Below are 16,539 nucleotides of genomic sequence, written 5' to 3'. Positions count from 1 at the left end.
CAAATCAGATTTTCAGCGGTGGTTTTTCCTAAACTGTCTGCCGCTTTTTTCCCGTAGTACGCCTCCTGCTAATATTCCAATGACTTTTTAAGGTGTATCAATGAGTCATCCCAGGCCTCATGTTTTTTACTCGAAGATTATTTTAGCTTTTGCCGTTGCTTCTGTGATTTCCGGGTGGGTTTTGGGAGATGATAGTGGCGGTAGCCGCTTTGACCCCAACGAATGGCCCCCCCATAAAACCAAAGTTGTAGAGTGGGCAGAATCCATCCCAAAAGATAGTACCGTCACCATAGGTCCCGCTGATGCATCTAAACCCGACGAGATAAATTACATAAAAATGGTGAATGGAACATTAACCATCGAAGGTTCTGTCACCAGTGAATTACCCAGTGGCAATAAACAGCAGACCGAAGTCCATATGATCGATAGTGCTGTAGGTATGAACAATAAAGTCATCAACAAGGGAGTGCTCAGCAGCGCACGAGACAAGAACGGTAACGCTGCGGAAGTCATCATGGCCCTGACCAAATACGGGGATACTATCAGCAACCAGGGCACAGTCTCTGTTCAAGGGGTAGAGAGACGAACTGCACCCAGGGCCTTTCAGTCTGTGAACAAAGATGCAGCTGCTGCTAATGAGATAGACGGAACCATTGATGTGTTAGGCAGTCCTGCAAGTGGCTTCTTTATTATCAACGGTTTAGGTACAAACAGTGGCACTCTTAACGTATCCGGCCAGTCCTCAGGCGACCAACCATCCTATGGAATGAAAGCCAGAAATCAAAATGTCCACGACTTCGGAGTAGAACAGGGTAATGCAGAAGTTCGCAATAGAGGCACCCTCAACGTTAATGGCAAAAACAATTATGGTATGGCTGCAACCATCGATGCCAGTAACCCTCCCCCGGACGGATACTCCTCCACCGCTACCAACTGGGCCAATATCAACGTTGCTGGCGACGGTAGCGTTGGTATGAGCACAGACACACATCGAGCTAAAGTAGACAACAGTGGTAATATTTTTACCAAAGATAATGCCATTGGCATCAAAATCTCTGGCAATGGTCAGTTAGTGAATGCGGGAACCGTCAGAGGTACTGGCACCGGGTTGCTGTATTCTGGTAATTTTCCAAGAGGCCATAGCATTAAACCCGGATACGTCATTGAGGGGGCGCCTGCCATTAAAATGGAGCAGGCGGGTCAATCCCCTCTGCATATGTATGGAGGATACGTAACAGGAAATATCGAGAGTGTTGGTGGCAAAAACAACGCTCTTTATATTGCACCTCCCCTTGAAGAAGTCTCGGGTAAAAATACGACAGTATCCATAAAGGGCAATATTTCCGGCTTTTCCACCATTAATATTTCCGGAACAGACTGGAACCTGAATGGCTGGATTTCAGGGGCGACCAGGTTTGATACATCCAGTCAGATCAGTCGCCTGTTTGTGAGCGACACAATAGCATCCTCGTTCGAACCCCCTGAAACTACTTTAAGGTTTGCTACTACAAGTGACAGCATTAACAAACTGGACATAAATACTGAAGGGGGAGGCAAGATAGAGACTCTGAGCCTGTCCGGTAGCGCTCAGCTTAATCATTTACCGGAGCTAAGGCATATAGCTGTTTACCATTCCGGGAACTGGTCAGTCTCGCCTGTTGCACCTTTGCCTGACCTGCTCACCATTACAGCAGGTTCCGGAGGTCAGATTGAAGAGATAACTACTAAACCTCCCTCGAACAAACCCAAATCACTCTATCTGTCGTTCAGCCAATCAACTTTGGTTGCTGGTGATCTGGTTGTTCATAGCTTGCCTGAGAGCATCATCAAGACGATTGATCTATCTTCAAAAGACGACCGAAAACCTCTATTGTTGTTTCTGGAAGGGGGGGAAACAGGAACCATCAAGGGCCGTTCTGACCTGAATGATAAATTTGTACTGAATAAGGGGTCAGTAACAGCAGCGGTTAATGATATCTCTACCATCACGGTAACAAGTGACAATGCTGATGCCTGGTCAGTGACAGGGTCAGTGTACAACCCCAATTCCATAAATATAAACGACGGTGCGCAGATCAACAGCATCAATACCCACTCCAGCCATGGCAGTGACCATGGTGCTTTAAGTCTGGCATTTAACAGCAACTATACCAAAAACGACTTCATTAAAGTGGATAATCAGGGGGAATTAGGGAGTCTGGACTTCTCGAGTGACGCTGAACGTCCCAGGCTGAGGTTTCTGCAACAAGGTCAAACCGCAGTCATCAAAGGTCGTTCCGATAAACAGGATGAACTTGAATTGAAGACGGGTTCAGTGAAAGGAACGGTTGATAATATCCATACCGTCAGGGTAACAGGTGGGGAGTGGACTGTTCTGAACTGGCTCACCGGCACACAGAAAGTGGATCTGCAAAGCCCTGTTCATCAGATCCGTATTTCCGACAAGAAAGAACAGGGAACCATGCCAGGCAGCACTCTGGGCCTGGTCAACAGCAAAAGTCCAATCAGTATCACCAGCCATGCTGATCAACAAATGGATCTGTGGTTGCGAGGTAAAGCTCAGATCAGCGATCTTCAGGGAGCCAGGAATATTCTGCTGGACACTGCTGACGCTTGGTCAGTGACAGGATCAGTCCCCAACCTCAAGTCCATAACCATTACCCCCCATGCCAAGGTCAGCAGCATCAATACCCGCTCCAGTCATGGCGATAAAACGTTAACCCTGACATTTAATGGCACCCATACTGACGATAACTTTTTTAAAGTAGATAACCGCGGAACACTGCAGAGACTGGACTTTTCGAACGGCGCTAAACGACCTCCTCTACAGCTCTCTCTGAAAGGGGTTGAGATGGGAGCAATCGAAGGTCATCCTGATCGGGACGATCAACTTATACTGAACACTGGCTTAGTAACAGGCGAAGTTAATAATATCCGTACCATCAATGTGACGGGTAAAGCATGGACGTTTCTGAACTGGGCCGTCGGCACACGACAAGTGATCCTGGAAAGTCCTATTCATCAGATCCGGGTTTCCGACAAGAAACAACATAAAGCCGTGCCAGGCGCCACCCTGAACCTGATCACCAGCGACAGTCCAGTCATTATTAGCAGTCATGCTGATCAACAAGCGGATCTATGGTTGCGGGGAAAAGCTAAAATCAGCCATCTTGAGGGTGTCAGAAATATCCTGCTTGACAGTGCTGAAGACTGGTCGGTAAATGGCTCAGTCTACAACCCCAATGCTATCACCATAAGCCCTGAAGCACAGGTCAGCAGTATCAATACCCACTCCACCCACTTAAACAGGGGAAGCTCGGATAAAACCTTAAACCTGTCATTTAACGGCACCTACACAGACGACAATGTCTTTAAAGTAGATAATAGTGGAACACTGGGAAGCCTCGACTTTTCCAGTAACGCTAACCGTCCTCCACTGCAGTTTTCTCTGATAGGGGGTGAAGTAAAAGAAATCAAGGGTCGTTCTGATAAAAATGATGAACTGATACTTGACAAGGGTTTGGTGGCAGAAGCGGTTAATGATATTCATACCATCAGGGTAACAGGTCGGGAATGGACTTTTCTGAATTGGGCCACCGGCACTCAGAACGTGGATCTGCACAGCCCTATTCAGCAGATCCGTGTTTCAGGCCAGAGAGAGCAGGCAGACGAGGAAGGGAAAAAAGGCTTGCCAGCAGCGACTCTGGGCATCCTCACCCATAGCAATCCAGTCAGTATCACCAGTCATGCCGGTAAACAAACAGATCTATGGTTACAAGGTGTGGCCCGGATCACTGATCTTGAAGGAGCCCTGGGTATCCGGCTGGACAGCGCTAAAGACTGGTCGGTGACAGGGAAAGTCCTCAACCCTGGTTCCATAACCATAAAACCGGGTGCGCAGGTCAGGAATATCAGTACCCACTCCGAATCCGGGACTCAATCTCTGGCTCTGGTGTTTGACAGTAATGATGCCGACGACTTTAAAGTGGATAACTATGGAACACTGGAGAGCCTGGACTTTTCCGGTGATGCTCACCGCCCTTCTTTAAAGCTCTCTCAGAAAGGGGGTGAAATAGTTAAAGAAATCAAAGGTCGCTCTGATAAAAAAGATGAACTGGTACTGGACACTGGCTCAGTGAAAGGAGCAGTTGATAGCATCCATACCATCAGGGTAACAGGTAAACAATGGGATTTTCTGAACTGGGCCACAGATACACGACAAGTGACTCTTGAAAGCTCCATTCATCAGATCCGTGTTTTTGACAAAAAAGATACGAAAACCGTTCCAGAAGAGACCCTGTGCATCATCAGTGATGAGAACCATCCAGTTATGATTACCAGCCATGCCGATAAACAGGCGGATCTATGGCTGAAAGGTGAAGTCCGGATCAGCCAGCTTCAGGGAGCCAGAAACATCCTGCTGGACAGTGCCGATGCCTGGTCGGTGTCAGGGCAAGTCAACAATCCCAATTCCATAATCATAAACCCCGGTGCCAAGGTCAGCAGCATCAGTACCGGTTCCACCCATGACCATAAATCCCTGGCTCTGGCATTTAACGATACCCGCAGCAACGACGTTTTCTTTAAAGTTGATAACCATGGAACTCTGGCAAGTCTGGACTTTTCCAGCGACGCTCAGCGCCCTTCACTGCAATTTGTCCAATCCAGTGGTAATGCTGACCTGGTAAAAGCACGCCCTGGAATGAACGACACTCTTATAATGGTTTCAGGCATTCTCAGGGAACAGAGCGGCTTTGATAACCTGATCCTGCAGGGAGATAAATGGGGCTTTTTGAGAATGGAAAATCTTGACACTGTGAACCTTGTTAAAGGCGGTGTCGTTGCCAGAATCAGCGATGACACGAAGGATAAAAAAGGAACTGCTCGTCTGCTATTAGACTTTACCAAGTCTTTCCTCAAACGGTCAGCCTTTGCTATCAATAATGAAGGCGGTAAAATCTATGAAATCGACTTCTCAAGACCAGACTCCGCCCGTCCGCAGCTCTCCCTGAACCATGTCAATGGCATCACCGGAAACATTAAAGGGCAACCAGGCTACGGCGATAATCTGTTCCTCAACGGTGGCAAGATCACTCAATCGGTCAGCGGCATAGATAATGTCTGGATCACCGGCAAACAATGGGAAACCATTGCCATACAGAACCCATTAAGCATCACGGTGACTGAAAACGGTACAGCCAGACTAATAACGACCAGAGCCATAGACCCTGCTGGCGCTGCTTTAAAATTACCTCTTAAATTCATCAAATCAGCGGTACCTTTCAAGAAGCTACCATTAAACACCCGTGGCACAATAGGAGAGATCAAGTTTGATGACTCCGTCTCCACTAAACGCCCACCCATCAACATTATTCAAGAGGGTGGCACCATTAGCGGCATCCTGAGCCTGCCGGGTAAAGGAGACAGTCTGGATGTTCAGAACGGCATCGTAGAGGGCAACATTATCGGGCTGGACACCCTGACCTTCAGCGGTCCGGAAGCTCAATTCGGTGGTCAGCTGATTGAGACTATGGGAACAGTGAGCATTTCAGGCAAACTGACCCTGACCTCAAACCTGAAATTGTCTGTCACTCCCGTCAAATATTTACAACTTGCTTCAGAGGCTGGATCTGATACCTCAACCGCTTCGACAACTGTCCATATTAACAAAGGCGGTTCTTTATATGCGAAGGCACCTTCTGCAGCTCCGTCGTCCAGACGTGACAGTGCTTTGGAAGTGGCAGGTCTTTATAAGCAAGAGGGTACACTGGTAGTGACTCTGGATGAGTTGCGTGACCTGAAAGCACCTTACATCAAAGCCACCAGAATTGAAGTCGGTCCTGAAGCCGATGTTTTACTGAATAATCAATCGGATATCGGTGACAGCGGCGAATATCTTTTGATGCAATCAAGCGACTGCGACATTAAAACAATGCCCTCCCTGGTAACGACTTCGTTCACTCCTCACACCCTTTACTACCTTCGCCTGACGGCCAGACAGCTGTTCCTTGTCAGCCACCATGTAGCGACATTCGTTGGTGATCTTGCCAGATCCGGCGGTGCTAACGATTCAGCCTTGAAGGCGATTGAAATAGCACTGACTACCCGTCAATCAAACGACAGTGACCCATTGAACAGCTGGATCCAGAGTCAGATCAAGAGGATCAATAACAACCCTGCCGAATTCGCCAAAATTGTCAACCAGATGACTCCGGACCTGTCCGGTGCTTCCATAAGTTCTGCCACCGCTGCGATCAGACAGGCCCGCACTGCTGTTGGCGCCCGACAGACAGGCCTTCGCGACGGTATTGCTGCGGGTGATATGGTTGCCTCCGGTAATGTCTGGATGCAGTATGCCAACACGGATGCCGCGCAGGATAAAAAGGACGGGTACAACGGCTATCAAGCCAAAACCCATGGCTTCACAATGGGTGTTGACTCTGATCTGAATGAGCGCATGACGTTAGGTGTCGCCTATACCTACTCAAAGGGTGATGTCAACGGGACCGACGGTTCAAGCAGCAGGATCGATACCGAAGGGCATACCTTCAGCGTCTATTCGAGCTTTGGGCAGGGCTCTGTGTTGGTCGATGGCCGTATAGGTTACAGCTGGAGTAATAATGACGGTAAACGCAACGTTGTCGGCAATGAGATCAAGGCCAGACATGACGTCAACTCGTGGGATGTTGGTCTTCTGACTGGCTATAAGATGCCATTGGGTCAGTCAGGAGAATGGCACTGGTTGCCTCAACTGGCCTTCAACTATGCCAGCATCAAGCCAGACGACTACCGGGAGGCAGGCGTTAACGGTTGGTCAGATATCCTGCGGTTTGCAAGAGTCAAAAGCGACACTTATGAAATACTGGAGCTGGGCGCGGGTCTGAAACTGTCGAGTGATATCACCACAGCCAGTATGACCGTTAAACCTGAAGTCAGCCTGATGGCCTTCCACGATTTCAAGGATGACCCGGTGACCATGACCGCGCAATTTGCCCAAGGTGGCAATGCTTTCCTGATGAGCGGGGCCAAACGTGAACAAAGCCGTTACCAGTTTGATGCAGTGATTAATATGGAGAGCCACAGGAACCTGGCCTTTGCCATCAGTTATCACTATGACTGGATGGACAGCTCCAGGGCCTATGGTTTTATTGCCAGAGTCAGCTACGGGTTCTGAGTAAGCCGTCAATTTTTTACAAACAGTCGGGTTCACTTATTTTGAATGACGATTCGACCGAACTTTATAAAAATATTATTGTCGAATTTGTTAATTTATGCTCGTTATTTCAGAAGATCCCAAAGAACTCCAAAGGGCAGTCGCTACTACTTGATGGCACAAAACGGAGTTGAAGCAACAAACAGGGTACACACCCAATGCTGTTTGAAAATACGCTAGAATGCACAGGCAGAGTATCAGGTATTGTCGATACGTTTGGCCAATTCTTTGGCGGCAATGCCTGCTCTCCCGGCGTGAGGTTCGGATTATGTTATGGCATTGGGTTTTCTGGCTGAGTCTGGCGGGCTCGTTGGGTATTGGAGCGATTCTGTTTCGGGATCTGGGCGATATCAGTCAGTCGTTTATCAGGGTTAAGCGAGAAAACATGCTTCGTACGATTCGCCAGGAGCATCGCCTCATGGCGATCGGCCTCGGCCTGGCGTTGCTGATGGCTCTGTGTCACCTGGCGTATGATACCGGCAGCGGCTGGGCGTTCTGGCCAGCAGCGGTATTGGTGGCATTGTTTTATGGCTTTCCCTATGTCTGGATTCACATAGGCCTGCGCAATCAGCAAGGCACTGCAAGCTATTACTCCATCGACAAGGCTCGTAACTTTATCAATCCCTCCACCAGTATGCTGGTGATCGAAAACAATGGCGAAGCAGCTGCACACAGTGATTACGACTTGAGTCGGCCGCACCTGGCCAGCAGTGCCAAAGGTCTTGGTGGCGAGAAGCACTTGATCATGACTTATTGTGCATTGGCAAATCTGGGTTTGGGCTTCAAGGCCGAAATTGATGGCCGTCCTATCGATTTCGACGTACTGGCACAGCATGGTAATAACCTGGTGTTGCGTGACAAAGAAACACATGAGCCGATTCAGCATATCTACGGCCAGCGCATTTGCGACCTGGCTGCAAACGGTCATGGACAGCCCGACAAATATTCGCCCTGGGAGCGCCAGGGCATGCCGCTTTGGCCAACGTTTCGCATGAGTTTTCGCGCCTTTGAAAAGGCCTATCCAAATGGGCATGTGTTTCTGAACAAGCCGGTGTCTAATCCGTTTCTGCGTTTGCTGGATGCCGGTATCGACGTCTTGTTTGCTGTCTTGCTTGGTCGGCATGCGCGTGAGAACACTCCTGTTATCGATAATATGACCCATTATGATGATCGGCTCCCTAACAAGACGTACATATGGGGTATCGCACTAAATGGTGATGCGGTGGCCTATACCGAGGACTTTGTGTTTGAGCAGGATAATGTCATCAATGTGACGATTGGCGGTCGAGCGGTAGTCATTGCGTACGATTCTAAACTGGAAAGTCTTGGGGCCTGGTACAACGACAGCGGTCAGTCTGTCACCCGTATCGACTTTAATGGCCGATCGGATCGTGGCCGATTGATGCGGATCGAAGCCCTGCGGCCTGGCATGTTTTGGCATGTTTGGGTGGAGTTTTTTCCAGCCACCGACATCAATCGTCTCGACAAGGTATCGAGGCAAACTGTCGCTTGATGCTGGAATGGATAGGCTGAAGAGTGAACTTTTTAAAAACACTGCTGTCTAAAGAAAGTAATCTGTTGCTGCACTGGCCAATAACTCAAGGATGAATAGAGGGATATCTTGATGTTACCTGCTTACTTTGGCTGATAAATCAGATCTTTATAAAAATAGTATTGTCAAAAGTAAAGCTAATCCAGTCGTTGATTCATGGATGAATATTAACGTGAGAGGGATATCTTTTATGTTACCTTTACCGCCTGAAAACATTGGCAGGTCAGATTTTCAAAGCCTGGCCAGTGTCCCCAATCAGAATATTAAGGCTGATAGTTCACACATAAGATATTTCAGTGATCTTGAACCCATTGGCGACCCCGACGCAACATCACTAGCCAAGCGCAAATGCCGTTCTCCTGTTCAAGATCAGGCTGATCATTGTTCTCCTGCCAACCGGGAATTACTTGGTGGCAAGGGAATGTTTTTGCAGCGCATGAAAGCAGCCGGTTTGTCTGTGCCACCGTTTCAGTGTGTGACAACTCAGGTCACCAATGCGCTGGAACAACACCCTCTGGATAGCCAACGTCTGGAGCCCTATTTCCCCGGGATCGGCAACGAACCGGAAGCGGAGACCAGTCTGGCGAACATCAGGAAACGCCTCAATACTTTGCTGCCTTCAGAGCAAACCAGAAGAAATAGCTGGCTGGCGGGTCTGGCGAACTTTATTGCCAGTGATGACTTTTATGACCAGGTTAAAGATTCTGAGGCGGCCAGATACATCAGGGATCACGGACTATCAACATCAGGGCCGCTTATTGTCCGCAGTTCCGGCATCAATGAAGATAACTTCGGCGATGCCCAGGCGGGCAAATACCTTTCGGAAGTTCAGGGAGATGAGGATATTTTGCGAACCTGTCTAAAGGTTATGGCTTCAGCTTACCGGCCTGAAGTCTGTTCCGAAGGCGTACCGCAACCCATGGCGCTGATTATCCAGGAGTGTATTCACTGTCTGCACGGTGGAGTCGCCATGAGCTTTCAATCCTTTGATGATGATACCCTCAGGGTTGAGTTCACACACGGTCAGCCAAGGGGGGTAGTGGCAGGACAGTCCGGTAACACACCCCACCGTATTGATATTTTTCGTAAGGAAGGAGCCGACAGCTATCAATACTTTCCCGGGACGATCTCGAGTCATTACATCCTGCGCAAAAACAATAACGGCTATTCGGAAACAAGGATTGATGATGCTGATGCCCAATCAAACGACGTTGAACAAAAACTCACTGATGACATGATTGCAGACCTCAGGGCGATGGTTACAGAGCTGGAAAAGCTGTTGCTCTGCCCGGTGGATGTGGAGTTTGCCATAAACAATCAGGGTCGTCTGTTCCTGTTGCAGGTGCGTCCTGTCACCCGACTCTCTGGGGGCCTGGATTTCGCCATGCCCATACCCGAAGAGACCCTGGCCATCGGCGAGGGTGTCAGCGAAGGCTATTGCACCGGACCACTCTGGCTGGCTGAAGAATCAGCGGCAGGCTCCATGCCAGAGGGAGCCATTGTTGTGGCCCGACATGCTCAAGACTGGATGCTTGAGCCCGGGTTCCTGAAGCGGGCAGGAGGCTTTGTGACTGCCACAGGAGGATTCAATGATCATGTAGCGATCCTCATGAAACAGCAACGAAAAACCCTGATGCTGGCCGGTGACCAGTTTGCGACCCTGGTCGCCCGTGTTGGACAAAAGACGACGCTGGCCTGTGCCCGCTTTAACGGTAAGCCCGGTGCCTTTATTGTTGCCGGTGACATGACCGGGAAACTGGTGAGTCATGGAAGTCTTTCCTCTGCTGGTTCTGATGTGCCACCGGCAAAAGCCATCCCTTCACGGGATGATTTGTCCCTCCCTAAAGACGCATGCCGTCAGGTCGCCAGCGGATTTCAATGGCTCACGGATCAAAATGCCCGCCTGTTGGCATTTTTTGCCACCGGCGGCGGGCTGGATTGTCTGGCAAACCCGGTAAAACTGAGCATGTCGCCACAACGATCAAAGCGACTGGCAGAGACCTGTGACAGCGTAAATCGGCTGGTTTATGGGGCTCAAGCGCTGCTGGATGGGTACGGGGCATTCCTGCAACTGCCTGTTAAGAAAAGTTCAGACAGAGTCGAGTCATTGCGGCATGAATTACCGCAACTGAACAACCGGTTCATGATGCTGAAACAAACCATTCATTCCGGGTTAGAGCGTATCACTCTTCCCATGCAAGCCGCTGAAGAAGAGAAGGCATCCCCGGTAAGCTTTCGTCAGTGGGTGGCAGACTGTCATCAGCTGCAATCCAGTCTTCAAGCGCTCAATCCCATGAGCGCTGAGCAGGTACGCAGTGTCCATGAGCTGATTTTTGCCCTGCATCAGCGTTTTGTGGAGGCATTGGCACCGGTCAGTCTGGCTTCGGGCCAGGGCAGGCTTTCCAGGGAAGGTTTCGTTGACTACGTTGATTGCGCGGCTCGGGGTAACCTGGATGAAAAGGCAGCAATACCGAGTCCGTACTGCAAAACATTAATCGAAGCATTAAGGTGTCGGGGGACTGTTATCACTATGGATGAAGCTGTGATTGTTAACCTGCAGCTTGGCAGTCATGTGAGCCTCATCGAGCTGCTTGAACACGCAGAGGGGGGGAAAGGACGAACCCTGCGGTTGACATTTTCTGACCAATTTTACAGAGCTGATAACGCTAAAAATTCCGGCAAGTTCAGGCGTATGTGGTTTCTGGCGCAATTTTTGAGAGAGATCAAACTGGATGAAAATGCTGATCCCATGAAGCTGAGTTGCAACGCCGTAGCGGGTGAAATGATCGTCGAATGCTCCCGAATAAAATTACGTCAAACCATGCTGTATGCCTTTGAAAAACTGATCATTGTCTTACGCGCTATGTATAATCTGGATTTTCGTTTGCGGAGCAGACCCATTTATGAAGGAGGCCAGTGGGACTTTAACGTGCTTGCACAACGCCTTGATCGTGATGTTGCGACAGAAGCGGATAGATTCGCCTTTCAACATGGCCTTTTCTTAATGTCTTATCAGGGTAATAGTGGTTGGCACAAAACTGCCGCTTGGCGCCAGTTATTGAGCAAACACCATCAACAGTTTGTTGATTATGCTCATCGGTTATGTATTTATCTTTTGTCATTGGTAAGTCGGGAAGAATCTGAACAAACTGCGCAGGAAATCTTGATGAGTGATGAGATGAGTGAGGACACCCGCAGAGAGCTCTTACATCATTTATTACTTCTCAAACCCAAAATCGCTACCCGATTGATTAAGCAAGTGTATGGCTCGGGAAGTCAATATTTGTTATCAAGCTGTCTTAAAGTTACGGACTGAAGTTTTGTGCGCTAACAGATCAACCGTCTGAGGCCATAAGGAAAAAGTCAGGAATGCCCCGCTGAAACATGGATTGGCATATGCCAGCCAACGGGTTTGGAATGATAAAGACTTTGTATTACCCGTCATTTCAGAATATCCCATGGAATTGCAATATTTGAGTGAGGAGCTGAGTAATTGTTGTTGTTTTTTTCTACTGCGTGCCTGAAGCTGACGGGGGGAACTTTATAAAAATAGTATTGTCAAAAGTAAAGGTAATCCAGTCGTTGATTCATGGATGAATATTAACGTGAGAGGGATATCTTTATGTTACCTTTACCACCTGAAAACATTGGCAGGTCAGATTTTCAAAGCCTGGCCAGTGTCCCCAATCAGAATATTAAGGCTGATAGTTCACACAAAAGATATTTCAGTGATCTTGAACCCATTGGCGACCCCGACGCAACATCACTAGCCAAGCGCAAATGCCGTTCTCCTGTTCAAGATCAGGCTGATCATTGTTCTCCTGCCAACCGGGCACTACTTGGGGGTAAGGGAATGTTTTTGCAGCGCATGAAAGCAGCCGGTTTGTCTGTGCCACCGTTTCAGTGTGTGACAACTCAGGTCACCAATGCGCTGGAACAACACCCTCTGGATAGCCAACGACTGGAACCCTGTTTCCCCGGGATCGGCGATGAACCGGAGGCGGAGATCAGTCTGGCGAACATCAGGGAACGCCTCAATGCTTTGCTGCCTTCAGAGCAAACCAGAAGAGACAGCTGGCTGGCGGGTCTGGCGAACTTTATTGTTAGTGATGATTTTTATGAGCAGGTTAAAGATTCAGAAGCGGCCCGACACATCAGGGATCACGGTCTATCAACATCAGGGCCGCTTATTGTCCGCAGTTCCGGCATCAATGAAGATAACTACGGCGATGCCCAGGCGGGCAAATACCTTTCGGAAGTTCAGGGAGATGAGGATATTTTGCGAACCTGCCTGAAGGTTATGGCCTCAGCTTACCGGCCTGAAGTCTGTTCCGAAGGCATATTGGAACCCATGGCGCTGATTATCCAGGAGTGTATTAACTGCCTGCACGGCGGAGTCGCCACGAGCTTTCAATCCTTTGATGATGATACCCTCAGGGTTGAGTTCACACACGGTCAGCCAAGGGGGGTAGTGGCAGGACAGTCCGGTAACAGGCCCCACCGTATTGATATTTTTCGCAAGGAAGGAGCCGACAGCTATCAATACTTTCCCGGGACGATCTCGAGTCATTACATCCTGCGCAAAAACAATAACGGCTATTCGGAAACAAGGATTGATGATGCTGATGCCCAATCAAACGAGGTTGAACAAAAACTCACTGATGACATGATTGCAGACCTCAGGGCGATGGTGACAGAGCTGGAAAAGCTGTTGCTCTGCCCGGTGGATGTGGAGTTTGCCATCGATCATCTGGGTAACCTGTTCCTGTTGCAGGTGCGCCCTGTTACCCGGCTTTCTGGCGGCATGGATTTTGCGATGCCTATACCCAAAAAGACCCTGGCCATTGGCGAGGGTGTCAGCGAAGGCCATTGCACCGGAACACTCTGGCTGGCTGAAGAACAAGCGGCAGACTCTATGCCAGGGGGTGCCATTGTCGTGGCCCACCATGCTGCAGACTGGATGCTTGAGCCAGAGTTCCTGAAACGGGCAGGGGGTTTTGTCTTTGCTGAAGGAGGCTTCAATGATCATGTCGCGATCGTTATGAAACAGGAAGGAAAAACCTTGATGCTGGCCGGTGGACAGTTTGCGGTTGTGGCCGCTCAGGTTGGCCAACAGGCGACGCTGGCCTTTGCCCGCTTCAAAGGTGAGCCTGGTGCCTTTGTTGTTGCCGGTGACCTTAGCGGTGAGCTTGCCAGTCACGGAAGCCTGTCCTCTGCATTTTCTGATGTGCCGCTCCCCGGAGCCGTCCCGTCACGGGATGATTTGTCCCCCCCTGAAGGCACATTCCTTAATGTCACCAGCGGTTTTCAGTGGCTCACGGATCAAAATGCCCGTTTGTTGGCATTTTTTGCCTCTGGTGGCGGACTGGACTGTCTGGCAAATCCCATAAAACTGAGCATGTCGCCACAACGGGCAGAGTTGCTGGCAGAGATCAGAGTCAGGGTAAATCGACTGGTTCAGGGGGCTGAAGCATTTCTGGATGGCTACCATACATTCTTGTTGCTGGCGGGTAAAACAGATGATGACGAGGTTCAGTCATTGCGGGATGAAATACCGACATTGTGCAACCGGTTCGAGGCACTGAAACAGACCATCCGATCCAGGTTAGAGTCTGTCATCCTGCTTCTGGATAATGGTAAAAACAGGCAGATAACATTTCATCAATGGCTGACTGCCTGTCAGCAACTGCAATCTTCTCTGCAAGCACTGAATCCTAAAGAGGCTGAGCAGGTCCGGAGTGTTCATGAGCTGATTTTTGCTTTGCATTGGCGCTTTGTAAATGCACTGGCACCGATCTCTCAGCTTTCCGGTCAGGGCAAGCTATCAAAAGACAAGAAAATTACCTGCCTTGATTACACAACTCAGCGCAACCCGGGAGAAAAGGTACCGCTATTGAGGCCGTCCTCGAAAGCATTAATTGAAAAGTTTGACTGTTCAGGGACTGTGGTCATTATGGATGATGTCTTGATTGTTAATCTGGAGCTTGGAAGTCATCTGTGCCTTATTGAGCTGCTTGAATACGCAGAGGGAGGTAAAGAACGAACCATACGGCTGAAATTCTCTGATCAGTTTTATAAAGATGATGGTGTTGATACAACCGCCAAGTTAAAGCGTATGTGGTTTCTGGTGCAGTTATTGAAAGCCCTCGAAGTGGATGAAAATGCTGATAGCATGAAGCTGTCTTGCAATGCGGTAGCGGGAGGCATTATCGTCGAATGCACTCGAATAAAAGCAACTGAAAACATGCAGGATGCCTTTGAAAAACTGATCGTTGTATTACGTGATATGTGTAATGTGGATTGTAAAATGCAGTACATTAAGGTTTTTGAAGGAGATCAGTGGAGCTTTAGCTCACTGGCACAACGCCTGACTGGCGATGTTGCGGCAGAAGCTGACAGGTTCGCCTTTCAACATTGCCTTTTCGCAATGTATTATGAGAAGCATTTCTCCTACAGTCCTGATTATTTGCTGTTATTACCCGATCACTACCAGCAATTTATTAATTATGCCCAACGGTTTGAAGAGTGTCGTAATAAATCGGAGGACGACTATCGGCAAATTTTAATGAGCAATGAGATCACTGAAGAAACCCGCAGGGAATTTTTACATCATTTGTTATTCCTGGATGCCAGAAGAACGGCTCTATTGGTTGAGGATGTTTATCCCGATTTGAGAGATAAATACTATGTTATAAAACCATCATCCTACAGTTACAGGCTAAGTTTTGAAGTCCCTCCGGATCTGTGGCTTTCTGGTGATAAAGAAACATTCAAAAAAGCCTTGCTGAAGCACGGACTGCAATATGGCAGTCAACGGGTTCGGAATGATAAAGATCTGGTATTACCAATCATTGCAGAACGTCAAGAAAATTTTGAGTTTGCTGGTGAAAAAATGAAGAATGATAAAGAGGTTGTCATGATTGCAGTCAAAGAGGACGGCTATTTGTTGCAACATGCCAGCCCGGAAATGCGGGATGATGAAAACATTGTTAAGGCCGCTATCGCCGATTTTCCAGTAGCGCTGATTTATGCAAGTGAAAGAATCCGAAGTGATAAAAACATTATAAAAATGGTTATCGATGATAGTATTGTTAACTTAAAATGTGCCAGTAAAAGAGTACTGAGTGATCGCGAGTATCTGCTGAACCTGATTGAAAAACATTGTCGTGTTTTCAACTATGCTTCTGATGAGCTCAGGTGCGATAAGGATTTTATCCGATCAGCAATTTACAGGAACCCTGATGTTGTTGAATACCTCTCCGAGAAGACTTTAAGAATGTGTCTTGGTACCGGGAGTGCAAGTTCACAACAGAAAAATCAGCCTGAAAACGCTGAGGGCCGTAGCGTTTTGTGTAACATCCTCTAAGCCTGATTATCAGCCAGTTGCTGTCGGTTTTTTTATAAGCAGGCAAGCAACAGTTTTCTCATCAGATAAGTACTCAGCCATACGGAATCGAATATTTCTGGCTTATTGGGCAGGTGCTCTGCGAGGCGCAACGACGGGAACATAGCAAGCTATGTGACCAGAGTTGCAACGCAGCACGACTGCATGGATGCAGGAGCTAGAGCAACGCAGGAGCAGTTGCCGCGAGTGCCTGAACAATGAGTCAGAAAATATGATTTCGTATGGTTGAGTACTTAATGCCCTCCAGTGCAAACCGGGTTGTTATTTATCCTATTGCGTGCTTCAGGCTGAACTTTACAAAAAAATTATTGTCAATAGAAAGAGATTTGTTTATTCGACAGCGATTGAATCATGGATGAATATCAATAA

Annotated in this window: 5 protein-coding genes; all 5 read left to right on the top strand. The window is 48.5% G+C overall.

Features of this window, described 5'->3' with window-relative positions:
• Positions 1 to 100 precede the first annotated feature (100 nt).
• Positions 101 to 7,174, top strand: coding sequence for an autotransporter outer membrane beta-barrel domain-containing protein (locus P6910_RS13820; RefSeq protein WP_317141874.1), 7,074 nt, complete (start codon positions 101 to 103; stop codon positions 7,172 to 7,174).
• 349 nt (positions 7,175 to 7,523) lie between these two features.
• On the top strand, positions 7,524 to 8,726 hold the full coding sequence (locus P6910_RS13815) for a DUF3179 domain-containing (seleno)protein (RefSeq protein ID WP_317141873.1): 1,203 nt from the start codon (positions 7,524 to 7,526) through the stop codon (positions 8,724 to 8,726).
• A gap of 229 nt (positions 8,727 to 8,955) precedes the next feature.
• Positions 8,956 to 12,081 carry a PEP/pyruvate-binding domain-containing protein gene (locus P6910_RS13810; RefSeq protein WP_317141872.1) on the top strand — a complete coding sequence of 1,042 codons (3,126 nt, stop codon included), beginning with the start codon at positions 8,956 to 8,958 and terminating at the stop codon, positions 12,079 to 12,081.
• 73 nt (positions 12,082 to 12,154) lie between these two features.
• Positions 12,155 to 12,289 (top strand): DUF4116 domain-containing protein, encoded by a 135-nt coding sequence (locus P6910_RS26840; protein WP_410493833.1) that lies wholly within the window; start codon positions 12,155 to 12,157, stop codon positions 12,287 to 12,289.
• A gap of 98 nt (positions 12,290 to 12,387) precedes the next feature.
• A complete protein-coding gene (locus P6910_RS13805) occupies positions 12,388 to 16,131 on the top strand; it encodes a DUF4116 domain-containing protein (RefSeq protein ID WP_317141871.1) in 3,744 nt (1,247 codons plus the stop codon).
• Positions 16,132 to 16,539: the final 408 nt, after the last annotated feature.

Origin of the sequence: Endozoicomonas sp. 8E (genome assembly GCF_032883915.1) — a bacterium.
Lineage (GTDB): Bacteria > Pseudomonadota > Gammaproteobacteria > Pseudomonadales > Endozoicomonadaceae > Endozoicomonas_A.
Note: the sequence above shows the minus strand (reverse complement) of the source record. Positions and strands in the feature narration are given on the sequence as shown.